The organism is Ureibacillus acetophenoni, from assembly GCF_900220965.1.
Lineage (GTDB): Bacteria > Bacillota > Bacilli > Bacillales_A > Planococcaceae > Ureibacillus > Ureibacillus acetophenoni.
Genome location: NZ_OBQC01000001.1, coordinates 193002 through 218655 on the forward strand (window position 1 = coordinate 193002; position 25654 = coordinate 218655).

The 25654-nt window shown below is 35.3% G+C and carries 19 protein-coding genes; 11 read left to right on the forward strand and 8 right to left on the reverse strand.

All coding sequences use genetic code 11. The annotated features are described in order from the left end of the window. Positions 1 to 369: 369 nt before the first annotated feature. The gene (locus CRO45_RS00795; protein ID WP_235864498.1) at positions 370 to 885 is read left to right on the forward strand and encodes a C40 family peptidase; all 516 of its coding nucleotides are present in this window, start codon (positions 370 to 372) and stop codon (positions 883 to 885) included. A 37-nt stretch (positions 886 to 922) separates the two neighbouring features. On the opposite strand, the gene CRO45_RS00800 is transcribed toward CRO45_RS00795, so the two are convergent. The 3 genes from CRO45_RS00800 to secA2 form a co-directional block, all read right to left on the reverse strand. Next, a complete protein-coding gene (locus tag CRO45_RS00800; RefSeq protein ID WP_097147723.1) occupies positions 923 to 1561 on the reverse strand; it encodes an FMN-dependent NADH-azoreductase in 639 nt (212 codons plus the stop codon). Positions 1562 to 2638: 1077 nt separating this feature from the next. Next, the gene (locus CRO45_RS00810) at positions 2639 to 3538 is read right to left on the reverse strand and encodes an accessory Sec system S-layer assembly protein (protein ID WP_097147725.1); all 900 of its coding nucleotides are present in this window, start codon (positions 3536 to 3538) and stop codon (positions 2639 to 2641) included. Positions 3539 to 3540: 2 nt separating this feature from the next. Beyond that, positions 3541 to 5904, reverse strand: a complete 2364-nt coding sequence (secA2, locus tag CRO45_RS00815) for an accessory Sec system translocase SecA2 (protein ID WP_097147726.1) — start codon at positions 5902 to 5904, stop codon at positions 3541 to 3543. A gap of 281 nt (positions 5905 to 6185) precedes the next feature. Here secA2 and CRO45_RS00820 point away from each other — a divergent pair, with 281 nt between their 5' ends. The 3 genes from CRO45_RS00820 to CRO45_RS00830 all read left to right on the forward strand — a co-directional run bounded on the left by CRO45_RS00820 (position 6186) and on the right by CRO45_RS00830 (position 9864). Then, a complete protein-coding gene (locus CRO45_RS00820) occupies positions 6186 to 7238 on the forward strand; it encodes a glycosyltransferase family 4 protein (RefSeq protein WP_097147727.1) in 1053 nt (350 codons plus the stop codon). Positions 7239 to 7606: 368 nt separating this feature from the next. Beyond that, entirely contained in the window at positions 7607 to 8482 is an 876-nt protein-coding gene (locus CRO45_RS00825) for a hypothetical protein (RefSeq protein ID WP_097147728.1), read from the forward strand. 158 nt (positions 8483 to 8640) lie between these two features. Continuing rightward, the gene (locus CRO45_RS00830; RefSeq protein WP_097147729.1) at positions 8641 to 9864 is read left to right on the forward strand and encodes a GNAT family N-acetyltransferase; all 1224 of its coding nucleotides are present in this window, start codon (positions 8641 to 8643) and stop codon (positions 9862 to 9864) included. Positions 9865 to 9959: 95 nt separating this feature from the next. On the opposite strand, the gene CRO45_RS00835 is transcribed toward CRO45_RS00830, so the two are convergent. Further along, the gene (locus CRO45_RS00835; protein ID WP_097147730.1) at positions 9960 to 10547 is read right to left on the reverse strand and encodes a transposase; all 588 of its coding nucleotides are present in this window, start codon (positions 10545 to 10547) and stop codon (positions 9960 to 9962) included. A gap of 665 nt (positions 10548 to 11212) precedes the next feature. Between CRO45_RS00835 and CRO45_RS00840 the strand changes: the two genes are divergently transcribed. Continuing rightward, the gene (locus CRO45_RS00840) at positions 11213 to 14758 is read left to right on the forward strand and encodes a chitobiase/beta-hexosaminidase C-terminal domain-containing protein (RefSeq protein ID WP_097147731.1); all 3546 of its coding nucleotides are present in this window, start codon (positions 11213 to 11215) and stop codon (positions 14756 to 14758) included. Positions 14759 to 14915: 157 nt separating this feature from the next. Here the strand turns inward: CRO45_RS00840 and CRO45_RS00845 are convergent, their stop codons facing one another. Continuing rightward, on the reverse strand, positions 14916 to 16367 hold the full coding sequence (locus CRO45_RS00845) for a carbon starvation CstA family protein (RefSeq protein WP_097147732.1): 1452 nt from the start codon (positions 16365 to 16367) through the stop codon (positions 14916 to 14918). Positions 16368 to 16584: 217 nt separating this feature from the next. Here CRO45_RS00845 and CRO45_RS00850 point away from each other — a divergent pair, with 217 nt between their 5' ends. The 3 genes from CRO45_RS00850 to CRO45_RS00860 all read left to right on the forward strand — a co-directional run bounded on the left by CRO45_RS00850 (position 16585) and on the right by CRO45_RS00860 (position 19163). Further along, positions 16585 to 17316, forward strand: a complete 732-nt coding sequence (locus CRO45_RS00850) for a CPBP family intramembrane glutamic endopeptidase (protein WP_097147733.1) — start codon at positions 16585 to 16587, stop codon at positions 17314 to 17316. Positions 17317 to 17438: 122 nt separating this feature from the next. Further along, entirely contained in the window at positions 17439 to 18443 is a 1005-nt protein-coding gene (locus CRO45_RS00855; RefSeq protein WP_097147734.1) for a macro domain-containing protein, read from the forward strand. A gap of 81 nt (positions 18444 to 18524) precedes the next feature. After that, positions 18525 to 19163: a vWA domain-containing protein gene (locus CRO45_RS00860; protein WP_097147735.1), complete on the forward strand. Its 639-nt coding sequence runs from the start codon at positions 18525 to 18527 to the stop codon at positions 19161 to 19163. A 78-nt stretch (positions 19164 to 19241) separates the two neighbouring features. On the opposite strand, the gene CRO45_RS00865 is transcribed toward CRO45_RS00860, so the two are convergent. The 3 genes from CRO45_RS00865 to CRO45_RS00875 all read right to left on the reverse strand — a co-directional run bounded on the left by CRO45_RS00865 (position 19242) and on the right by CRO45_RS00875 (position 22232). Further along, the gene (locus tag CRO45_RS00865) at positions 19242 to 19739 is read right to left on the reverse strand and encodes a hypothetical protein (protein WP_097147736.1); all 498 of its coding nucleotides are present in this window, start codon (positions 19737 to 19739) and stop codon (positions 19242 to 19244) included. A 670-nt stretch (positions 19740 to 20409) separates the two neighbouring features. Further along, on the reverse strand, positions 20410 to 21453 hold the full coding sequence (locus CRO45_RS00870; protein WP_097147737.1) for an LCP family protein: 1044 nt from the start codon (positions 21451 to 21453) through the stop codon (positions 20410 to 20412). A 146-nt stretch (positions 21454 to 21599) separates the two neighbouring features. Next, a complete protein-coding gene (locus CRO45_RS00875) occupies positions 21600 to 22232 on the reverse strand; it encodes a YigZ family protein (RefSeq protein ID WP_097147738.1) in 633 nt (210 codons plus the stop codon). 178 nt (positions 22233 to 22410) lie between these two features. On the opposite strand from CRO45_RS00875, the gene CRO45_RS00880 reads away from it, so the two are divergent. From CRO45_RS00880 to CRO45_RS00890, 3 genes are all read left to right on the forward strand, one after another. Beyond that, positions 22411 to 23577: a sensor histidine kinase gene (locus CRO45_RS00880; protein WP_097147739.1), complete on the forward strand. Its 1167-nt coding sequence runs from the start codon at positions 22411 to 22413 to the stop codon at positions 23575 to 23577. Between the two features lie 71 nt (positions 23578 to 23648). After that, complete coding sequence (locus CRO45_RS00885) at positions 23649 to 24323, forward strand: response regulator transcription factor (protein ID WP_097147740.1); 675 nt, start codon at positions 23649 to 23651, stop codon at positions 24321 to 24323. Positions 24324 to 24638: 315 nt separating this feature from the next. Continuing rightward, positions 24639 to 25163 carry a nuclear transport factor 2 family protein gene (locus CRO45_RS00890; RefSeq protein WP_097147741.1) on the forward strand — a complete coding sequence of 175 codons (525 nt, stop codon included), beginning with the start codon at positions 24639 to 24641 and terminating at the stop codon, positions 25161 to 25163. The last annotated feature ends 491 nt before the right edge of the window (positions 25164 to 25654 follow it).

The following is a 25654-nucleotide window of genomic DNA, read 5'->3' on the forward strand; positions in this document are numbered from 1 at the left end:
GGATTCTATCATAGTTTTCTCATAATTAAAATAGTTTTATCAACTTTTTAGCGATTTATGTCGAAATTTGATATTAAATGTTACAAATATTCGAAAAAATCTTATTGTACCTTGACTGATAATTGTGTAATTTAGTCTATCAATATTCTATTAATTGATAATACTTGTATTTGGAGGGGGTAGTTTCTTGTAGTAGTCTTTATTGGTATGTTGAATTAATCGGAAGGATTAATCGAGTTACTTTTGGGTAGAATGATGGAGTTGTCGTATTTTGTAATATATTTGTTACAAAACTGTAACGTTATATTGACACAATTTTACACATGCTAAGATAGTAAAAAATACGATGCTTGGAATTTGGAGGTTTACATGAAGCAACAGTTAATCTTACGAATGACTTTTATTACAACCATCACTTTTCTAATAACTATTGATTATAATAAAGCTGCAAGCGCAGAAGAAATTGATTTTACTTCCGACGAATTAAGAGAAACTGCCCAACAGTATTTAAATATACCATATGTTTGGGGAGGAACAACGACGAGTGGTTTTGACTGCTCTGGTTATGTTATAAAAGTATTTTCTGATTTAGGCATTGATTTACCCCGAACTACTTCATTACTCTATGAAGTGGGCGAATCTGTCACGAAGGATCAATTACAACCAGGCGACCTTGTATTTTTTAATACACTAGGAAATGGTGTTTCCCACGTAGGAATTTACTTTGGAAACGGTCAATTCATTCATTCTCAAAGTGATTATGGGGTAAGTGTGACCGATTTGGATGACCCGAAGTATTGGGGGGCACGCTACATTGGTGCAAAACGAATCGCAAATGTAGGCAATGTTTTACAGACTGTAAATGGAACAACTGCAGAATCATAAAAAAGAGTCGACTTTACTGGTCGACTCTCATTTTTTATTACGTATTAACAGTTACTAATTTTTGTACAGATGCTCTCACGCGTTCCATACCTTCAGCAATAATTGCTTCAGCTTCATTCGGTTTAGCATTGTGACCTTCGATAATCACTTCATCAAGAAGAGACATACCAGCAACCCCACCGAAAACATTTTTAACAAAGTTTACAGCCATTTCCATTGGTTGAGCTTCAGGTGTTGAATAAATTCCGCCACGAGCGTTTAACACAACGAATTTTTTGTCTGTCATTAATTGTAAAGCTTGTCCGTCTTCAGTGTATTTGAATGTGAAGCCAGCTTGATAGATATAGTCAATGTAAGTATGCAGTTTTGCAGGAACCGTTAAATTCCACATTGGGAATGCGATTACTACCACATCAGCAGCACTTAAAACGTCCATTGCTTTTTGTTTTGCTGTTAATAGGCGTGACTCAATGTCAGTTAATTCTTCACCATTTTGAGTTTTACCAAAAGCATTAAATAGATCTTGGCCAAAATAAGGCATATCTTCTTCGAACAAGTCAAAAGTAGTAATGTTTAAACCTTCTACTTTGCGAGCTTCCTCTAAATAAGTTTCGTACATTTTAGTTGAAACGCCATCAGGGCGGTTATTTGCTTTAATAATAAGCACGTTAGTCATGATGTATATAACTCCTTTTTATCTCGTATTTAATTATCTTGAAATCAAGATACTATTAAAGTATAACGGGAGATTCATAGTTTTTCAATCGTTATGCTTATATAGTTTTATGGAGGAAATGGATATTGGTAGTGGGGATGGAAGGTTAATGAAGTGTTTAACATATAGTTGGTGAATTTTTAGCATTAACTAATGCCAAAATTGCAAATTGAGTGTGTAAATTCGCAAATAACCAAGTCATTTTCGCAAATAAGATAACTGAATTCGCAAGTAAATTTAGTAAACTCGCAAGTAACAGCAAAACCGCAAATAGAGTGAGTAAATTCGCAAATAAACAAGTTATTTTCGCAAATAAGATACCCTAAATCGCAAGTAAATATAGTAAACTCGCAAGTAACAGCAAAATCGCAAGTAACAGCAAAATCGGCAAATAGAGTGTGTAAATTCGCAAATAAACAAGTCATTTTCGCAAATAAGATCCCCGAATTCGCAAGTAAATTTAGTAAACTCGCAAGTAATAGCAAACTCGCAAATAGAGTGTGTAAATTCGCAAATAAACAAGTCATTTTCGCAAATAAGATCCCCGAATTCGCAAGTAAATTTAGTAAACTCGCAAGTAACAGCAAAATCGCAAATGGAGTGTATAGATTCGCAAATAAACTAATTAATATCGAAATAAGATCCCCGAAATCGCAAGTAAATATAGTAAACTCGCAAGTAACAACAAAACCGCAAATAGAGTGAGAAAATTCGCAAATAAACTAATTAATATCGCAAATAAGATCCCTGAAATCGCAAGTAAATATAGTAAACTCGCAAGTAACAGCAAAATCGCAAATAGAGTGTATAAATTCGCAAATAAACAAGTTATTTTCGCAAATAAGATCCCCGAATTCGCAAGTAAACTTCATGAAATTGCAAGCAACAGAAAAAGTGCCCGTAAGTAATGAAATACCGCTCGTAAGATAGGGAAAGTCGCTCATAAAATACCAAAACTCGCACGTAATCACACACACTGTAACCTAAAAAATAAAAAGCATAGAAAAACCGCATCGGGTTTTTCTATGCTTTGCTTTATTATTTCTGCGGCACTCGTGGTGTCCAGCTGCTAAGATCTGCATCCTCGGCATTGACCATTTCTTTAGGGAAGATGAATGTCCAAGGTTTTGTTGAGTTTGGTTGGATTGATAGAACTGGATCTAGTTTAAAGTAACCTTTAGCGATTTGTTTTTGATTTGCATCGTAAATTTCTAAAGGTAATTGTTCTAGGTTTACAGATTTTTCATTACCGTTACGTAATAAAATAGAAACCGCTAAACTTTGGTCATCCATTAATTTAATTTGGAAGCCTGTGAAGTTGACTTCTGTTTTGCCTAATTTCGGTAGGTCTTTTACGATTTTTTCTAATTGTTTAATTTGGTCTTCTGATAGTTTGTTTTTCCATGAATCATCAAGGTCTAACTGATGGCCACGTAAAGAAACTAAGTTAAAGGCAATTTTCCAGCCTTCTTCTGGTAGCTCGTCCACTTGAAGTGTATTTTTTTCGAAAGTGAATACCCAAGGGCGTGCACTTTCTGCTGGAATTGAGCCTAGTTCTTTCATGTTAAACGTTTTAGAAGCGATAACTTTTCCGTCTTTATCTAGTAAATAAAGTCCCATTTCACCTAACTCAATTGCTTTTGGTAATGAATTACGGAAGAATGCCTTTACGTCCCAAGCGCCAGTGCGTTGATTTACATCAATGTTAATAGCAGCTAATGAAAGTTGGTTTGGTTTTAATGGTTCTAATTCGTTTGCTAAAAAGTTAAAAATATACTTTTGTTCTTGTGGTACTTGCCAATCAGGATGGTAGGAAAGTTTTGTCACCACTTGTTTGTTGGTGTTTGTTTCTTTTACATCTTTAATAATTTCTTTTGAATCGATGGCGCTGTCTTTTCCGACTTTGTCCGTCTTTTTAAATAAATCAAATAAGCCCATAATTACTCCTCCTGATTTGTTTCTTTTAGGGATTTCATGAACCCAACGATTTGTTCGATGATTCCACGACGAAGCTCTTGGTAGTTTCTACCGAATAATTCTAATCCTTCACGTTGATAGATTCTCATAGGATCTTCTTGTTGGTAACGACGCAATCCGATACCTTCTTTTAAATGCGCCATTTGTTCTAGATGCTTCACCCACATACTATCAATAAAGGTTAACATAACTCTTGGAATAAATTCCATCATTCTTTCGTCTTCTTCAAAGTGCTTAATATATTCTAGTAATTCAATGTGACCTGGCTCAATTTCATTGAAAATTGTTTTAATTTTATTTATTTCACGATCTAAAGTTACAGGTGTTAAATAAAGTGAATTAATTGTTCGCTCAATCGTTTCAAAATCCCACTCAATTGGATTTACTTCTTCAGGAGCATTTTCACGAACAGCAAAATCGATTGTTTCTTGGAGCATTTTCTCCAAATGGTTCATAATATCGTCGCGTTTTAAAATGCTGTCACGCAAGTTATAAATTACTCGACGTTGGTCATTAATGACATCGTCTAGTTTTAAGTTGTATTCACGCATAGAGTAGTGTGCGCCTTCGACGATACGTTGTGTACGTTCGATAAGTTCTGATACATCACTGTTTTGAATGCGTTTTGTATTATCAACAACCATTTTCTTTTTGAATTTCTCAACAACGTCTTTTGCGAAACGGCGGAACATATCGTCTTCAATAGAAAGAATGAAACGACTTTCACCTGGGTCCCCTTGACGACCAGAACGTCCACGTAATTGATTATCGATACGACGGCTTTCGTGTTTTTCTGTTCCGATTACGTAAAGTCCCCCTAGTTCAGGTACACCTTCACCCAGAACGATATCCGTACCACGTCCAGCCATATTCGTAGCAACAGTAATTCGACCTCGTTGTCCAGCTTCAGAAATTAATTCAACTTCTTGTTCTACTGTTTTCGCGTTTAGCAGTTGATATGGAAGTTTGTATTTATCTAAATATTTTACAACCTTTTCTGATTGTAGGATGGAAGTTGTACCGATTAGTACAGGTTGACCTTTCTCATGTCTGCTTTTTGCTTCTTCAGCTACAAATTGGTATTTTGCATGTGTTGTTTCAAAGATCATATCCGGTTGGTCGATACGAATTTTTGGTCTGTTTGTTGGAATTTGAATAACACGCATTCCATATACTTCTAGGAACTCTTTTTCTTGAGTTTTCGCCGTTCCTGTCATACCAGCTAATTTAGGGTACATACGGAAATAGTTTTGAATTGTAACTTGTGCTTGAGATTTATTTTCCTCTGTAATTGAAACGCCTTCTTTTGCTTCAATTGCTTGGTGTAAACCATCTGATAATGTACGGCCTTCCATAATTCGGCCTGTAAACATATCTACAAGTTCAATTTTGTCATCTTTAACAATGTAATCAACATCGCGTTGGAACATCACGTGTGCACGTACTGCTTGAATCACGTAATGATATAACGTTTGGTGATCTAAATCGTAAAGATTGTCTACTCCAAAAGCAGCCTCAACTTTTTCAATACCTTGATCTGTAAGGGAAGTAGCCTTTGTTTCTTCATCAAAGTCATAGTCTTCATCTTGTTTGAAACGTTGTGCAAGACGAGCTGCTATGCGGTGAAGATCTTCGTTAGATGACATTTTCCCTGCAATAATAAGCGGAGTTTTCGCTTCGTCAATTAAAACAGAGTCTACTTCATCAATAATGGCAAAATGGTAAGGTCTTTGAACCTTTTCCTCCATTGAACGAGCCATATTGTCACGTAAATAGTCGAAACCAAATTCTGTTCCGACACCATATGTAATGTCTGCATTATATGCGTCTTTCTTGTCGTTTTGTTCCATCATTGGTATATTTAATCCGACAGTTAGACCTAAGAAACGGTGAATTTGACCAATTAATTCAAAATCTCGTTTCGCTAAGTAATCATTCACTGTAATTACATGCACACCTTTACCTTCAAGGGCGCGAACGTATGTAGGAAGTGAAGCAACTAACGTTTTACCTTCACCAGTAGCCATCTCAGATATGTTTCCTTCAGTGAGGACAAGCCCACCAATTAACTGCACATCAAAGTGACGCATGTTTAATACGCGTTTTGAAGCTTCGCGTACAACAGCGAAAGCATCTGGAATAATTTGAGTAAGATCTTCTCCATTTGCTAGTCGTTCTTTAAATTTTACAGTCATGTTTTTTAATTCATCATCTGTCATTGAAGTATAAGTATCTTCTAATTGATTAATTTGATTGACGATTTTATAATAACGTTTTAATTCTCTATAGGAAGTTTTTTCTTTATTTCGATTAAATAATGAAAACATTTTTGCTTACGCTCCTTTATATTGTCTAACTATAATATGGTAGACACTAAGTTATTCTATCAAACTTTTTTTAGTATGACTACATATCGTACGGGAAAACTAATTGTAGTAAGTGACGTTTGTGTAAATATTATTACCAACATGTTGCAGAAGATGTTCGAGTTCTAGCATATATTTACAGTTTCGTGTTAAATATAGAGAAAAGCTATTTTTTTATATATAACCATGCTATAATAATCAAGGTTTAATCGTACATATAAAATGATTTAAGGAGGACAGACATGATTTATGTGTCTTTGATTGTGGCGTTTATTTCGTCAATTTTACTAACTCCACTTGTAAAGCGATTAGCGTTTAAAATAGGAGCGGTTGATGCTCCGAATTATCGAAAAGTTCATTCACGTATAATGCCACGTTTAGGTGGATTGGCCATATACCTATCGTTTTTAATTGGTCTGGTAATCCTTCGACCAGAGAGTGAGTATACGTTAGCCATCGTGCTTGCTGCCACTGTCATTATTATTACTGGTATTTTGGATGATATGTACGAAATTTCTGCAAAAGCGAAAATGTTAGGACAGTTAGTTGCAGCATTCATTATCGTATTTTTCGGTGGAATTCAAATTGAAATGATTAACTTACCATTCGGTGGGATGATGGATTTCGGATATTTAAGTATTCCGTTAACGATCCTTTGGATTGTAGGTATTACAAATGCGATTAATTTAATCGATGGGCTAGATGGTCTTGCAGCTGGAGTTTCCACGATTGCATTAATTACAATTGCAATCATGGCAATTATCGTTCCAAATCCACTTGTTTTGGCGTTAGCAGCATTACTAGCTTGTAGTACACTTGGATTTTTATTCTTTAATTTCCACCCAGCAAAAATTTTCATGGGTGACACAGGAGCTCTATTCTTAGGGTTTATGATTGCCGTATTCTCGTTACTTGGATTTAAAAATATTACAGTGGTATCATTCATTATCCCTGTTATTATGTTAGGTGTTCCAATTTCAGATACGTTCTTTGCAATTGTTCGTCGTGTACGCAATGGACAAAAATGGTCAGATCCAGATAAGTCTCACTTACATCACCGTCTATTGGATATCGGATTTTCACATAGACAAACGGTATTAATTATTTATGGAATTGCTGCGATGTTTGGTTTGTTTGCAATCATCTTCTCGATGGCAAGTATTTGGGGCGCAATTCTTTTAGTAACTGTGATCTTAGTGGCACTTGAACTGTTCGTAGAAATTATAGGCCTCGCAGGAAAGAACTACAGACCGTTAATTAAATTAGCAAGAATTTTTAACAAAACTATAAATTAATAGCTATTGCATTGAATTGGAAATCTATCAATTCAGTGTAATAGCTTTTTTGTTTGCTAGAAAGAAATTGTTCGGGTGGCAGGTACGCGAACAATTCAGAATTGTTCCGGTGCCAGGTACACACACAATTCAGAATTGTTCCGGTGCCAGGTACACACACAATTCAGAATTGTTTCGGTACCAGGTACACAAACAATTCTGAAAAATTACTACAATTTTTTACTTAGTCGTATTTTCAATTGTGTAATCATACGATACATAGATAAGCGTTGTTTAGATTACTTGGATGCCTTTGTTCATTTGGAAAAGAAACTGAGCCGATCCGATTTTCAAGGTTATTTCGTTTCATTCATAGGGGTGATAGATGTTTGAAAATCACAATTGAAAATGCTTTGTCGAATTATTCTTTTTACGAAAACTTTATTCCATTGAATGTTCAAAACATGATTGAAGAGTCGCCAGAACAATTTACGGTTCTAGGTGCGCGGAGTAAAGAGGAGTATGCAGGCATTGTCATTGCAAAAAAAAATATAGATTTGTCTTTAATGCGTATTCATTATATTGCTGTAAGTGATTGGAATAAAAATACTGGCCTAGAAGAAATGTTTTTATATTTATTAGAAGATATCGCGAGTGTGGAAAAGATTCGTCAAATTCATTTTGAATATAATGGCGATCGAAATGAGTACTTTTATTATATGGATGGACTTCTTCGTAAAAATAATTGGACCTCGTTTCGACCGAAATCCTTTAATTACCTACTAAGTAGAAATGGAATCATGCAGGAATTACGTTATAACAAACATTTTAATAGTAATAATCATCTTGTCTTTTTTGAGTGGGGTTTATTTCCAGCGAATGAACGCCTTGAGGTTTTAAGAGGGGAAGGCAAGTGGTATCCGCACAATCATTCCCCATTTAATGATGATGAAAAAATAGAAAAATCAAGCCTTGGAGTAAAGCTAGATGGGAAAGTGATTGGTTGGTTTATAATTCAAAGGGTTGAAAAACAAACAATAATTGTTAAGTCAATCTTTCTAAAAGAGGAATTTCGAAGTGCTCAAAATTGTATACAATTACTAATCATTGGATTTATTCAAACTTTAAAACTACCCGGGTGGCAATACTTGATTTTGAATTTAGATGATCAAAATAAACAGTTACAGTTATTTGTAGAAAGAGTGTTACGAAGAGCAGTGCTAAACAAATCGGTGGAATTTATTTCAAAGAAGAAAGTATTGTAATAAAGTTTATAAAAAAATAGTTTATAGTCTTACACAGTTCATGTGATAAGGCTATTTTTTCATTTTTAAGTCTAAAAAATATGAGATGGGAAAATACTGAAAAATTACTAATGAGGCATACTATATATAATTAAGCATGTATATGACGAGGTGTAAAAATGAGTCAACGCAAAGGACTTGTGATGAGAGAAATACGAATGGATGAGATGGGGCAGTCCATTGACTTACTAAATTATGTATTTCAAATGTCTATGTCGATTAAGAAGGATCGGCGGTTCGTTAGCGAAAAGAGTCGGCAGTTCAAAAAAGGACACGCATTGGGATGGTTTGATGGAGATCAACTTGTTTCGCAAATTTTAAGCCTACCTTTTCAAGTGAATATTTATGGTGTTCCTTACGAAATGGGCGGAATTACAGCAATTGGGACGTATCCTGAATACTCTAAGCAAGGTCTGATGGACACGTTAATAAAAGAAACGTTGAAGATTATGCGGGATGAAGGTCGCTATATTTCGTATCTTTTCCCATTTTCAATTCCGTATTATCGTAAAAAGGGATGGGAAATTATTTGCGACATAGTTGAATTTCGAGTGAAAGATTCCCAATTTCCTAACTATAAAGAAGTACCGGGTAAAATTCGACGGGTCGATACAAAAAGTATTGATCTGATCAGCGTATATGATCGCTTTGCAGCACGTACTCACGGGGCAATGATACGTAATAGTATTGCGTGGAATGAAAAATTTCACGAAGACTACTGGGAAGAAAAATTCGTGGATTCGGACGTTGAGTTACAGGCAGCGGTTTATTACGATGAAGACGATGTACCACAAGCATATATGTACTATCGAATAATGGAAGAAAATTTTTATATAGATGAAGTTGTGTATGTAACAGAGGAAGGCCGCAAAGGAATTTGGAATTTCGTATCTGCACATGCATCCATGGTTTATAACGCTTATGGAAAGATGACCGGAAATGAACCAGTCGCGTTTTTGCTGGAAGATAGCGAAATTATTCAAGAAGTTTCTCCGTATTTTATGGCCCGAATTGTCGATGTAGAGAAGTTCCTAGAACGCTATCCTTTCGATGAACCGAATTTCCATATACGCTTTGTTGTGACGGATCGTATGGTAGAGTGGAATAACGGTACTTATGATATTCAATCGACAGATGGCAAGGTAACGATCAAGAAGGTTGAGGATGTAAATGAAGAAATCACTGTTCATTTATCGATTCAAACATTGGTAACAATGATGCTTGGCTATAAGCGACCGAGGTACTTAGAGAAAATTGAACGGTTGCAGGGGAATCGTGAGATCATTAAGGTGTTAGAGGATATATTACCGGTCGGGATTCCGACGTTTATTGATTATTTTTAGATTTGGTAGAGGAGCTGAACTCGGTTCGTTTGGGAGTTCAGCTTTTTATTGTTTGTGTACCAGGTACACAAACAATTCTGACAATTCACTACAATTTAATAAGCTAAAAGATTATTGTCGTTATCATCTATATTATTTTCACAGTATGCAAAATAATCTTCTTTTGTTTGTAGGTTTGGATATTTTAAACAGCTTAATAATGAAGTTGTGTCTATAAAGGGAAGAGGTTGTGATAACGGGTTTTTATTTAATGCGTAGCTACTATATGGATAATGTTCCAACTTAACAACAATGGGGGTTTCCGTATTAATTGGGTTCCGATGAATATATCTACTCACGCTTAAAAGGGACATTGGTGTTGTAATCATTTTTGAAAAATAGCGTGATTCGTAAAGATGCCCTGTGTATTTATACTTTTTCTTAAAATAATCACAATAACGACGATTGATACTTCTCATGACATGTCCTAATGGATATTCTGGGGACTTTAATAGTAGATGATAATGATTTGACATAATACAATATGCTGCAATAGTAAAAGGGTACTTATCATATGTATAATAAAGCACTCTGAAGAATTCATTAAAATCCCTTTCATTCTGGAAAATCCTTTGTCGATTGTTCCCCCTCATTACAATGTGATGAAAATAATTTGGATTCCAAATCCTAATACCTCTTGGCACTCAATCACCTCATCATTAAAGATATTCGCAAAATGAATAATTTAAATTCTACTATAAAGTTAATAGAGTATCAGATAATTGTCCACCAACCATCCTTTTTTAAAAACAGTGAATGTACATATTTAAACGTTAATTTAATAATAAATACAAAGGTTGAGTGGAAATATATATCCAAAAAAATATTTTGATATTCGGTTAGTTATCTGAATATTCTCAATAGTTTGTGTACCTGGCACCCAAACTATTCAGAATTGTGTGGGTACCTGGCACCCGCACAATTTGTTTTGTAAAGAATTGTTAAATATTTGGAGGTCTTTATATCCAGGATTTTGGTGGATAGGGGTGGGGCTTTGTATATTTTGAGGCGAGAATATTTTCCTAATATTAATTTTCGGAATTAATTAAAATGAATCAAATTTCAGATTTAACCCATATTTTTAATGTCAAAAGAAGGTTTTAACATTTCATAACAGAATTATGTGTATTTACATTCTATTCACATTGTGTAATAGGGAATTAATAAATTACTAGTACAATTTAACTGGAATTAAATCGATAAGTTTCCTAATAGAAAGGAGTCCTTTTGATCAGAAAAATTCATTTTCTAATATAAGAATACTGACTATGTGTAAGTTAAAATTCCAATTGACAAGGAGATTATTAGAATGAGTAAACAATCTTGGAAGAAATCCATTAATGCATTATTAGCAACTAGTTTGGTCGCGAGCGTGGCTGTTCCAGTAGTTCCAGGTACAGTAAATGCGGAATCAATCGCAACGGATCTTATTATTTCTGAGTATATTGAGGGTAGTAGTTTTAATAAAGCAATAGAAATTTATAATGGAACAGGAAAAGCTATTGATTTAAGAAATTACACATTAGAAATTTATTCAAATGGTGCGTCTACAGCAAGTCAAGCAGTTACATTATCGGGAATATTAGAAAATGGTGATGTCTATGTTCTATATAACAGCCAGGCAAGTGAAGCTATTAAAGCGGTAGGAGATTTAGAGAGTAACGCTGTTATTAATTTTAACGGTGACGATGCTCTTGTCTTAAAAAATGGAGATACAGTTATTGATTCATTTGGACAAGTTGGTGTAGATCCGGGGGCTAGTTGGGGAACTACTGTAAAAACAGTAGATAATACGCTAATTAGGAATAGTACAGTCCTAAATGGTGATACAAATCCTTACGATGCATTTGTTCCTGAGGTTGAATGGACTGGGTTAGGAAAAGATAGCTTTACAGATCTAGGTAAACACTTGAGCGATGGAACTCCAGGTGGCCCTGTCGACCCGGAAACACCTAATGTCATAACAATTGCTGATGCGCGTACACAAGCATCTGGTAGCGCGACTGTAAAGGGTACTGTTACTGCAAAACTTAAAAATACAATCCATATTCAAGATGAAACCGCGGCAATCGCAGTTCGCCCAACTTCCTTAGATGTTGAACTAGGTGATGAAATTATTGTAAGTGGTTCATTACAAGATTTTAGAGGATTACTACAATTGGACTCTGCAAAAGTAGTAGAAACAAAAGCAGCAACTATTCCTGAGCCTAAACAACTAAATGGAGCAGAAATAAATGAAGAGAATGAATCCAAGCTAGCAATTGTTAATAACCTCGAGCTAATCGATGTGAATAAAGGTAACGGCTGGGCTAACTACACTGCAAAAGCAGAAGATGGTACAGAATTTTTAGTTCGTGATGAAACAGGTACATTAAATTTATCAGTTGGAACAACGTACGATTCAATCACAGGCATCATCCAACAATTTGATCAAGACTATCAAATTATCCCACGTGGACAAGCTGATATTGTTGAAGATGCGACAACAGTTCAAAGAGTTTACGCTTCACATCCATCTGGAGCGCTCCCTGTAGGAACTGAAGTAACTTTAACAACTTCTACAGTTGGTGCCGAAATTTATTATACAACTGATGGAACTGAACCAACTGTTACGAATGGTAAATTGTACGAGAAACCAATCACAATCAATGATTCTACGACAATTAAAGCGATTGCCGTGAAAGATGGACTTTCAAATAGCGAAGTGAATGAATTCACTTATACTGTTTATGAAGCGGAAGACATTCGAATTCATGATATCCAAGGGGAGAGCCACCATTCACCGTTACAAGGAACTGTCGTTGAAAATGTTGAAGGTATTGTAACTTACACATACAAAATTGGCAGCGGAAACTACTTTACAATGCAAACTCCGGACGATAAAAAGGATGGAAATCCAAGAACATCAGAAGGGATCGTTGTTTATACAGGAAATAAAGCAACGGTTCAAGTTGGTAATTTAGTAAGTGTTACTGGTACTGTAGATGAATATCATATTGATGGTTACTATGATTCGAAGCAAGATACTGATTTACCAGTCACTCAAATTAATGCTCGTGATGATCGTGGTGGTGTGGTCAAAGTTGTTGAGAAAAGTGTTGATCTTCCTAAACCATTCATCATTACTAGCTCAAATTTACCGAGTGATGTTATTGATAACGATGGATTTTCGCAATTTGATCCACAAGAAGATGCTATCGATTTCTGGGAAAGCCTTGAAGGTATGTTAGTGGAAGTCGGATTAGTGAAGGCTGTGGCACCTCAAGAACACGGAGATTTAATCACGGTACTTGAAAATCGTGAAACAAACACGATCCACGGCGGTGTTTTATTAGAAGAAAATAATGCAAATGCAGACCGTATTCAATTTAAAATGTATGACAACAACGCGGCAAGAGATTTCGAAGTAGCAACGGGGGATAAATTCGTCGGCCCTATTCAAGGTGTAGTGAATTATGGATTCCAAAACTATAAGATTTATGTTGATTTAGAAGATATGCAAGACGCATTCGTAGAAGGGAAAGCTGAACCTGAAACGACTACAATTGTTAAAGATGAAGAAAAATTAACAATCGCATCTTATAATCTAGAAAACTTCTCAAATAATACGAAAGAAACGTCCAACGACAAAGCTCAAAAACTGGCAAGAGCATTTGTGGAAGACATGCAAAGTCCAGATATTATCGGAGTAACAGAAGTGCAGGATAATAATGGAGAATTGGCGGGTGACTCAGCGGCAAATGAAAGTTATGAGCGTTTGATTCAAGCTATTGTGGATGCTGGTGGACCTCGTTATGAGTATGTGAACATTGATCCCGAAAATAATAAAGACGGTGGCGCACCAAATGCGAATATTCGTGTAGGAGTATTTTATAATCCGGATCGTGTAAGTTTATCGAAGGATGAAAACGGAAATGTCATTCCAGTTGGGGATGCTACAACAGCTGTTGATTATGAGGATGGTTCATTAACATTGAATCCAGGTCGCATTGACCCAACAAATCCGGCATTCAATAGTAGTCGTAAGCCTTTAGCAGCACAATTTAACTTCCAAGGCGAAGAAGTGATTGTCATCGTAAACCACTGGAACTCTAAGTCAGGGGATACACCTTTATTTGGTTCAACACAGCCACCTGTTTACGGCAGTGAAGCACAGCGTAAGGAAATTGCGAAGATCGTGTATGACTTTATTGAAGACATTAAATCGGAAAACCCAGATGCAAACGTCGTTTCTGTGGGAGACTTTAATGACTTCCAATTCTCAGAAGCGCTTAAAATTCATGAGGGCGATCTCATGACGAATATGATTAATAAAGTAGAAACTGCTGACCGTTATACGTATTTATTCCAAGGAAACTCGCAAGTGCTTGATCACATTTTAGTTTCCAATAATCTAGCGGAAAAAACAGAGATTGATATTCTTCATATAAACGCTGATTTTACAGATATGGCAGGACGTGCTAGTGACCATGATCCGGTGATGGTACAGATTGATTTCAAGAAGAAATCTGAAGGAAAAGCTGAGAAAGTGATTGTATTAGATAAACCAAGATATCATGCGAATAAAATCACTATTACTGATCCAAGTGTTGAAATTCATTTAGCTGAAAACACAAAATTGAATAACATGTTTGTCACAAGTGGATACGCAGAATTTCATGGTAAAGGATTTAAAAATACTAAAATTACAATCAATCCAGAACAACCTGGGGCAATTCTTGATTTTAAAGGAACAGAAATTAAGGAAGTAACAATTGAAGGTCCAAATGTCATTGAAATTCGCGGGGCTGAGAATGTAAAGAAATTGAAGTTTAAAAAAGGTGCAAAAGAAGACTTAATTAAGTTTTCGAATTAACCCGAAGAAAGAGGGTCCCTTCACCGGACCCTCTTTTAAATTGTATAAAGTTTTCAGAATTGTTTGTGTACCTGGCACCCAAACAATTTAGATTCACAACCAAATATAAAAGAGGATCCCTTAGCAGGACCCTCTTTTAAATTGTATATTGTTTCACTTAAATTTGTTTATATCCTGAAACGTCCTCATCCAGTAAGAATGAGCCTCCGCGTTGTTTGTATGCAGAGATGAAGAAAATCGCGATTGTTGCTGCAGTAATAACTGCTCCACCAATGTATGAAGCTGTTAATGGAATTCCGAATCCCATTGTTGGTTCGTATAAAATATATACATAACACATTGATGTAATGAATGATGCAGGAACCGTTGCAATCCAGTGATTTTTCTTCGCTAAGAATAAATACATTGCTCCAACCCAAAGTGCGATTGCGGCAGTTACACCGTTTGCCCAAGAGAAGTAACGCCATAAAATATTAAAATCGATTTTTGTTAATAAAAACGAAATTACGAATAAAGGTATTGCAATCCATAAACGACTTAATAATTTAGCTTGTGCAAATTTAAAGTAATCTGCAATAATCATACGTGCTGCACGGAATGCAGTATCCCCCGAAGTGATTGGTAATACGATAACCCCTAAAACAGCAATTGTACCACCAATAGAACCCATCATTAGTAATGAAACTTCACTTACTACAGCAGCAGGACCGCCCGCAGCAAGTAATTCATTTAATCCGCCATATCCGCCAAATAAGCTCATTGCAGCAGCTGCCCAGATCATAGCAATAATACCTTCAGCGATCATCATACCGTAGAAAATCTTACGTCCTTGATTTTCATTTTGTGTTGTACGAGAAATAATTGGTGTTTGAGTTGCATGGAAACCAGATAGAGCCCCACAAGTAATCGTGAAGAATAAAAGTGGGAAAATCGGTAAGTTACCAGGATGCATATTCTCAAACGTTAACTCTGGTATTGGTGCACCAGTAACTAGCATTCCAATGCCAATCCCTAATGCCGAGATTACTAGAATTGCTCCAAAGTATGGGTAAAAACGACCGATAATTTTATCAACAGGTAATAAAGTTGCAAGAATATAATATAAGAAAATAACTCCTACAATTAAAGCCAGTGCAACTTGTCCGTCTAATAAATTATTAATTAACATCGCTGGTGAAGTAACGAATACTGTACCAACTAAAATAAGTAATAATAGTGCGAATACATTTACAACATGCTTCATGAATTTACCTAAGAACTTTGCAGCAAGCTCAGGAAGGTGAGCGCCTTTGTTTCGAATTGAAATCATCCCAGTTAAGTAATCATGTACAGCCCCTGCAAAAATACAACCTACAACGATCCAAATAAATGCCACAGGACCATATAAAGCCCCTGCGATTGGTCCGAATACTGGACCAGTACCAGCTATGTTTAATAATTGGATTAATGAATTTTTTGGTGTTGACATTGGCACATAGTCTACGCCATCTGAATTTACATATGCTGGAGTTGGACGACTAGGTGTTGAGCCGAATACTTTGTCAACAAACTTTCCATACGTAAAGTAACCTACGATTAATAGTGCGATACAAACTAAGAATGTAATCATTTTCTCATCTCCAATTCTATTAGAATTTTCTGTATATTAGTATTTTTTTAAATGATAACATATTATGTTATATAACAGCAAGATAGAATTTTATTATTTTTATATAACAGTTCTAAGTTGAAGTTTGTAATGTTTTTAACGAATCACCCAGTGTTAATAAGGTATACGAAACTTTTTGATTTTTAAAATCGTATATTGGTATTATAGGAGGGATAATTTGGGAATAATATTCTGGATTTTTATTCTATTTACATTAATCTATGAACCTATCATTGGTTATTTTGGTTTTAAAAAATTTGAAGAACGTGTCTTTTTATTCAGTCAAGCACGATTACAATATTTTAAAAATATTATGTTGGGATTGTGGATTCCGACGCTTTTCATTATTTTCGTAATTTTATTTACGGAGTTAACCTTCGAAGATGTGGGAATTACTTTACCTACTATTAACTCAGAAATTCTTGGGCCAATCATTACTTATGCAACATTGGCTGTGGCGGCTTTTTATTTTATTGTGTTGATATTTTACATTGTTAGTTATTATTCTAATGTAAACTTTCGGAAGAAATTTATAGAATCAAAGAAAAAGCAGTTAAGTGAAATTAGTTTTAAATCTTTAATACCTGTGACAAAGAAGGAAAAGAAGGCTTGGACTTATATCTCCATCACAGCAGGTGTGACGGAAGAAATTATTTATAGAGGATTTTTAATTTTTGCAATTGCATATTTGTTTCCAAGTCTCTCAATTTGGCTCGTAATGCTCGCTGCATCCGTCCTTTTTGGGTTAGCCCATACGTATCAGGGAATAGGGGATGTTATTAGAACGACGTTTATTGGATATATTTTTTCGATCCTATACATTGGTTTAGGTTCCATTCTACCAATTATCGTACTTCACTTTTTAATCGACTATGTTACCAAACTCGGAGACGAAGATGAAATTGTATAAAGTTTTCAGAATTGTTTGTGTACCTGGTACAGAAACAATTCTGAATAGTTCCAGAATTGTGCGTGTACCAGGTACCGAATAAAAGGTACCGTAAAAGAGGCACTGTAAAAGGAGATGAGGCTATGCCATTAAATATTGTGCGAAATGATATTACGAAGATGAAAGTGGATGCGATTGTGAATGCGGCGAACTCTGCGCTGAGGATGGGGGGCGGTGTTTGTGGTGCGATTTTTCGTGCGGCAGGGGCTGAGCAACTTCAAAAAGCGTGTAATGAAATCGGTGAATGCGCAGTTGGCGAAGCTGTGATTACCGATGCATTTAATCTCAACGCGAAATATATTATTCACACAGTTGGTCCAATTTGGCGTGAAGGAACGAAAAATGAAGCTCAACTTTTAGCGTCTTGTTACAAAAATTCACTTAAACTTGCAGCTGAACATAAATGCAAATCCATTGCTTTTCCGGTAATTTCGTCGGGCATTTACGGTTATCCAAAACGAGAAGCTTTGCAGATCGCAGTGTCTACCATTAGCGAGTTTTTATTGGATAATGAAATGGACGTTACGATAGTTGTCTTTGATCAACAGGCTGTTTCTTTGAGCGAAAAGTTATTTCATTCTATTCAACAATTTATAGACGATCATTATGAGGAAGAGTTAGAGTCTCTTAATATTAGACGGGGTGAATTTGAACACTATCAAGTTTATTCCGAAGATATACTAGAAAAAGAAGAAGAGATACAATACGACAATAAAGCCCGCTCGTTAGAAGACGTGTTAAATCAATTGGACGAAACGTTTTCCGAAAGACTACTTCGTCTGATTGATGAAAAGGGAAAGACTGATGTTGAAACATACAAAAAGGCCAATATCGATCGCAGGCTGTTCTCCAAAATTAAAAAAAAACGAGACTACACTCCTCAAAAGAAGACGGTTCTAGCATTTGCGATTGCACTGGAGTTAAATATCGATGAAACAATCGATTTGTTGAGCACAGCAGGATATACACTTTCTAATAGTAGGAAGTTTGATTTGATTATTAAATATTTCATCGAACAGAAAAACTATAATATTTTTGAAATTAATGAAGCGCTCTTTACTTTTGAACAAGAGCTTCTTGGGGCATAAAAACGTCGCCTGCCATGCGACCATACGTAATTTTACATTTGATATCCTTCAATTAATAAACGAATTGGAGGATATTTTTTTATGACAAATTTAACAGAGTTAGTATTTATTTTAGATCGAAGTGGTTCGATGTCAGGGTTAGAGTCTGACACAATTGGCGGTTACAATTCGATGCTTGCAAAACAAAAGGAGGCAGAAGGGGAAGCCGTAGTTACAACAGTTCTCTTTAATCATGAAAATGAATTATTACATGACCGCATCAATGTTAAAGGGGTTGCACCATTAACAATAAAGGATTATGAAGTGAGCGGCACAACAGCGCTTTTAGATGCAATTGGCCACACGATTAATAAAATTAAAAAAGCTCAAAATGCCACACTGAAAGAGCATCGAGCTGCAAAAGTGCTTTTTGTCATTACTACAGATGGTTTAGAAAATTCTAGTCGTGAGTTTGACTACAAAAAAATTAAACAAATGATACAAAAACAAAAAGAATGCGGGTGGGAATTTATCTTCCTAGGTGCAAACATTGATGCGATCGGAACAGCAAGTGAATTAGGAATCGATAGTGATCACGCGGTAGAATTTCACGCCGATGAAGAAGGAGTACAAATGAATTTCTCCGTTGTTACAGAAACCGTCCTTAACTACCGAAAAGAGGGGAAAATCGAAAAAGAGTGGAAGAAGGAAATTGAAGCAGACTACAATCGAAGAAAATAAAAAAAATTGTGTGGGTACCAGGTACCCACACAATTTTGAATATTCAGAATTGTTTGCGTACCTGGTACGCAAACAATTTTACCATGCCATGAAGCGGTCTTTCATTTTCATGAGTCCGTAGACGTAGAAGAAGATTCCACCAGTAATGTACATTAGAATGACGAATAGAATGGCTTTTGTTTGGTCTCCTGTCCAGCGGTAGAATAATCGATAGAAACTGTAAATCACTAATACCATCAGGGCAATTGCTGCTAAAAATCCTAATACTGGTATGGCTGAAACAATGGCTAGACCAAAGTAGATTAATGTATATTTTAAAGCATCTGATTTGATTTCAGGGATGGTTGTTTTTTTGGATATGAGTGCAAATAAAACGTAAATATTGATGATCGGAATCCAACTGAAAACAGCTATCTCATTGAATCCGTTCGTATTTGCAGTATTTGAAAAAATAATGGCAGAAAGAATGTAAGCGATGAGTGCAAAAATCAAAAAGAACACAATGAATCCTAGAACAAACGCCATTAATGCTGCCATATCCAAATACGCATACTCATTACCGTATTGTACGTTCATTTTCTCCACCCCCTTCCATAACGAAATAAAGCCCGCACAAAATTTGAGCTACCCAGGACTTGAAGCCCATTTAGAACGACGGATAATTCACTATATGAACAGGTTCATACAAAAAATGACAAGAAGATTCATGAAGTTTTGGGATAAATAAGCAGGCGGAGGGGAGAGGAATATGTTTGTGATAGTGAGAAATAAAGGTACATAAATGAAAAATATGTGTTGGCGAATAATATTGATGTTTTGGCGATTAAGTCATGCAGATTGGCGAATACCTTCAAGGATCTGACGAATATATTTGTTTATTATTCCAGAAATTCTAATCTAGGCAAATAAATCCTATGTTTTGGCAAATAGATCATGCAGATTGGCGAATCTATTTATCATTTTGGCGAATATCTTCAGTCCAATCTCTTAAGTTCTAATAACTACTGAATATTTCTAAAAACCAATGTAGAAATTTTAATAACTAGTAGATTCTTTCTAATAACTTGTGCATATTTTCTAATAATCGGTCATATTTCTAATAACTTTCTAAAATTATCTAATAACTACATGAAGCTTTCTAATATTTAAAGATTTTTTTCTAATAAGCTCTCATACCAATTTTTCAAAAGCACAGCCAAATAAAAAACCCCTCGAATTCACATCCGAGGGGTTAAACTTCATATGATCATTCAATTTCGCTTGGACTGGCACTTTCACTTGGGTTAACACCTGAAAGATTCGAAGAGTCTTCAATTAATCCTAAATGACTTTTTAATATGTTTTGCGTTTCAATTAAATGTTGTTGATCTAGTTCCCAAATATACGCACCTGTAGCTGGGTTTGATCCATTCTGACCATCAAGCGTCAATGTATCAATTTGAGGGATTCCACCTATTAAGTATGCGAAGAATGATTTCATTTCCTCAAAGGTCATGTCCGTTTTCATGTTAGCACCGACAGCATCAATGATTGCGCCATAACTACCAATGGAAGTAATGTTTGCTGCTTTTTTAGCAATGGCTTTTAAAATTTCTTGCTGACGTTTCCCACGTTCAATATCGCTATCTAAATAACGAGTACGTGCTAAGGCTAACGCTTCACGTCCATCCAATGTATGGAAACCTTCTCGTAATTGAATTGTACGTTGGTCATTTTCATCAAGTTCTAAACGATCGTATGGAACTTCAATGTCAATTCCACCAACTGCATCAACTACATCGATGAATGCGTTAAAGTTCATCTTCACATAATAATCTACTGGAATGTCAAATAATTCTTCTACAGTTTCAATCGTAGCTAGTGTTCCACCAAATGCATGAGCATGTGTAATTTTATCTTTATAATTTAAATAAGGCACGTAAACAAATGAATCACGAGGAATACTTACTAACTTCACTGTTCTTGCTTCTTGGTTTAAGGTAGCTAATAACAAAGCATCCGAACGAGGATTTCCTAAACCAGCCTCTTGTCGGTTTTCGCTATCATCAACACCAATAAATAGAATAGATACGTTGTCCTGGGTTGGCTCTACAGCCGTTTCACGCTTCTCCGACTTTTCACGATCTTCTATTTCCTCATAGGCTTTATCTGCTGCTGTTTCTGCTTTTTTCGTTAAATAGACTGCGTATGTAGTTAAACAAATTAAAAGGGAGGCACAAAGTAGGACAAGTATTTTCAGTGCATATACGAAAGCGCCTTTTTTGCCCTTTTGCTGATTTGCTCTTTTCATTAAAATTCTCCTTATATATGAAAATAAATAGCTTATTTTCTATGCGAATGTTGATTCTTGCAATAATAAGTCAAAAAATGTCACGTATAAAATACTCATAAATTTAATTATACTACGTTGATAAAATTCAGTAAATAAATACTTTACTATAAAACAAATTCAAGATACGTTTGATCGACTTTGTTCACGACAGCTTGACCATTCGTAATTTCCGTCATCCAGCTAGTGAAAGTTTCTTCTTCGTCACTTAATACATAGACAAATATATCAACTTGGTCAGCGTATGCTATATTTTCCAAAATGTAGTGAGAAGATCGAATTTCATTTTCTACTTTTCCTAACCATGTATAGTCTATGGAAATTTTCAGTTGATGATGCAATTTTCTTTCCACTACTTGCGCAGCAGAAATTCCCTCTGTAGTGGCCTTCCCGTAAGCGCGGATTAAACCGCCTCCACCAAGTTTTATACCACCAAAATATCTCGTTACAACAACTACTGTATCTTTCAAACCTTGTTTTTTGAGTACTTCTAACATAGGAACGCCTGCAGTTCCGCTAGGTTCCCCGTCATCATTGGCTTTTTGAATCTGATCGTTCTCCCCAACCATATAGCAAGAACAATTATGCGTTGCGGTAGGATGCATTTTTTTTATTTTATCAATAAACTGAATTGCCTCTTCTTCAGTTTCTGCACGATCCACATAAGCTATGAACCTTGATTTTGAGATGATTATTTCCTGTTCTCCAAAGCCTTTCACTGTTTTGTAATTTTTGAGCATATTTAATTCTCCTTCGAATGTTAATATTATGTATATTTTACATTACAAATGTTTGTAATTTTTAACAAAGTGATAAAAAGTGATATAATAGTCTAGTACTAAAGTGTGTTTAATGTAAAATGAATTGTATAGCTTTTTTTACCTAGTTTGAGTTTTTACTGAAATGAGGATTAAAACCATGTTTTCAAATGAAAAAATTGATATCGCTTCATTAGATGTAATCTTTAATCGAATGATAGATACAATTACAAATTCAAAGAATGATATTTTTATTATAAGCGAACAAAGTCGAAGAAGCTTCGAACAAATGAAAATAGAGCTTGAATTTATTAAACAAAAAATAATTGTCACAATTAATGAAAGTGACATATTAGAACAAAAGTTAAGGTTAGCAAAAAATCGATTGGTTGAAGTAAGTAAATATTTCGATAAATATTCCGAAGAACAAGTTAGAGAGGCTTATGAAAATGCAAACAATTTACAAATTAAGCTATCTCTTACTCGTGCCAACGAAAAACAGCTAAGGGAAAAGAGAGATGATATTGAACGACGTTTAAGAGATTTAAGTGATACAATCGAAAGGGCCGAACATATTGTCGACCAAGTTAACGTCGTTATTAATTATTTAACGTCAGATTTGAAAAATGTGAGTAGAGCTCTTGAAAAAGCGAAATTAAAACAAGATTTTGGTATAAAGATTATCGCTTCTCAAGAAAAGGAGCGAAAAAGGATCTCAAGAGAAATTCATGACGGTCCAGCTCAAATGATGGCGAATGTTTTATTGCGTACTGATTTAATTGAAAGAACTTATCGAGAAAGAGGAATTGACTCAGCCATTAGAGAAATAAGAGAGTTAAAGGGAACAGTCCGTGATGCTTTGTCGGAAGTTCGTCGCATCATTTATGACTTACGACCAATGGCATTAGATGATTTAGGAATTGTTCCGACTTTAAGAAAGTATTTGTTAACGACGATGGAATATAACAGCGGTGTACAAATACACTTTCAGTCAAATAATAATGGAGAGAGATTACCATCGGATTATGAAGTATCGATTTTTCGTTTAGTTCAAGAATCCGTAAACAATGCAATAAAACATGGCAATGCACGAGATATATGGGTTAAAATAGAATGGTTAAAAGAACATATAAATATCATTGTGAAAGATAATGGTAATGGTTTTGAATTAAATACAATAAAAGACAAATCTTTTGGTTTAGTTGGTATGAAAGAACGGGTAGATTTATTAAAAGGAACTATGGAAATTAAAAGTAACGTTGGAGATGGGACCGTTATTTTATTTAAAATTCCACTCCACGAAATACAAGATCGTATAGGAACATAGGAACTTAAAATTGACAAAAAACGTCTATAAATTAGATGTATGCGGAAATGTTAGTCTAGGGGGTAACAATTATGACAAAAATTATTATTATCGATGACCACCAACTGTTTCGTGAAGGGGTTAAACGAATTTTAGATTTCGAGGACACGTTTGAAGTGGTTGCTGAAGGTGACGACGGAGCGGATATCGTTCGCTTATACCGTGAAGTTTTACCAGACGTTGTACTAATGGATATTAACATGCCAGGGAAAAATGGTGTCGATGCGACATCTGAGTTAGTAAAAGAATTCCCAGAAGCAAAAGTAATTATGCTTTCAATTCATGATGATGAAAGCTACGTATCACATGCATTAAAATCAGGTGCATTAGGTTACATGTTAAAAGAAATGGATGCAGATGAAATCGTTGAAGCGATTAAAATCGTAGCAAATGGTGGTTCTTATTTACATCCAAAAGTAACGAAAAACCTAGTGGCTGAGTTCCGACGCTTAAGCGAACATGAAAATAAAGGCAATTTCCACCAAACAGAAATTCGTCGTCCATTCCACTTACTAACAAAACGTGAGTGTGAAGTTCTTCAATTATTAACTGATGGACAATCGAACCGTACAATCGGTGAAACATTATATATTTCTGAAAAAACGGTTAAAAACCACGTATCAAGCATTCTTCAAAAAATGAATGTGAACGACCGAACACAAGCTGTTGTTACTGCTATTAAAAATGGGTGGGTAGAAGTTCGTTAATTTCTATTAAACTCTTTATAGAATTGAGAAATTCCAATCTGTTATAGGTTGGAATTTTTTTATTGCCATAATATTGTGATATTTAGGTTATTTTAGGTAAAAATGCTACATGCTAGAATAAGCGCGAGAATTTTTTTGCAACTATTTAATTTGTGAAGCGTCATTAAATCCTGATATGATTAAAGGTGCAAATTTCGTTTCAATATGGATTTGTATTATTCCAGTGAAAATTTCACTATTTTAGTTGAATAAGAGTAAGCCAATAGGCATAGGTCAGAAAGTATGCTACAATTGTGCATCGGGAGGATTAGGCAAATGAGTAAATGGTTGATAGCTGTTTTTGCAGTGTTTATGCTTGCAGCTTGCAGTGATAAAGAACAACAAGTGAATCTTGCAGAAAATGAACAAATTATTGAAGAAGGTACAGTAGGTTTTGAAATCATGGGTGAAACAATTGAAGAAGCATCTGGTGTGCCTACTGAAGAGAAAGAATCTATTATTTCATCATTCGAAGAATATATTGCTTCATTTAACGCAAAAGACATCGATCGCTATGTGAACACACTTTCTAAAAATCCACAAGGCTTCTCCATCGAAGACGATCAAGAAGCAGCAAAGATGGCGTTTGAACAATACGATATTACAAAAACCGCTTCAGACATCACTATTGTGAAATATAACGAAAACGAAGCACAAGTTTACGCCAACATCGTAACAGACATGACCGAACTTGCATCCGGCACAGAACTTCAAGACGAAGGCCGCCAAGTAACCGTTTTGGTCAAAGAAGATAATGCTTGGAAAGTAACGAGCATTTATTATATTGGAAATCAATTTTAAATATAGGATTTTCGCATAATTGTTGACATAGGAAGTAGAATAAGTAAAGCATTCCGCGGTTTGGGTGATTGCGGGGTGTTTTATTTTTTTGTGGGTGTGGAGCCGCGGGGCGTGGCGGCGCTGGTGCGAGGAGCGGTGGCGCGGGATTCGCAAATAAGACCGTGGATTTCGCAAATAGGGATGCGAGAATCGCAAGTAAAGTGTGAGATTTCACAAGTAACTTGTAATTCGCAAATAAAATATCTGGAAACGCAAATAACTTACTAGAAATCGCAAATAGAAAAATGAAAACCGCAAGTAAACAATCAATAATCGCAAATAAATTAGAATTCGCAAATTGATCATCAAAATTCGCATTCGCAAATAAGTGGTGAAATTTTCGCAAGTAACTTGCAATTCGCAAATAAAATATCCGGAACCGCAAATACCTTACTATAAATCGCAAATGGACTTCCGGAATTCACAAGTAAAGAGTGAGATATCGCAAGTAA